This window comes from Enterococcus sp. S53 (assembly GCF_016516865.1).
GTDB lineage: Bacteria > Bacillota > Bacilli > Lactobacillales > Enterococcaceae > Enterococcus_D > Enterococcus_D innesii.
Genome location: NZ_JACVUH010000075.1, coordinates 1 through 397, shown reverse-complemented (window position 1 = coordinate 397; position 397 = coordinate 1). Strand labels below are relative to the sequence as shown.

Annotated in this window: 1 protein-coding gene; it reads right to left on the bottom strand. The window is 44.8% G+C overall.

The window, feature by feature from the left end; genetic code table 11:
• Positions 1–397: bacterial Ig-like domain-containing protein (locus IAE45_RS18735; protein ID WP_200127919.1), on the bottom strand; the 397-nt coding region annotated here is incomplete at both ends.

Below are 397 nucleotides of genomic sequence, written 5' to 3'. Positions count from 1 at the left end.
CTTCTTTGGAAGTATCAACTGATCCACTAACGGTCACATTTGAAAATGGTACATTCGCTCCTGATTTGTCCGTGGCTGAAACAAAGTTGTCGATTGCTTGCCAGTCATCTCCGACATATAAGGTGCTATCTTTGGCTGTAACTGAAGTTTGATCAGCTAGAACAGTGATCGTCGCTTTCGCTTCAGCTTTGCCGTTACGATAGATTACTTGGTATTCTCCTGGTACTTTCGTATCCACTTCACCACTGGTGGTGACTTCTGCCAAGCTTAACGGTTGTCCCTTCTTATCCGTTGCTGAAACAAAATTATCCGCAAGCTCCCATGCATCTCCAACATAAAGTGTACTATCCTTGGCAACGACTGTTTCTTGATTGGCAACCACGGTGATCGTCGCTGT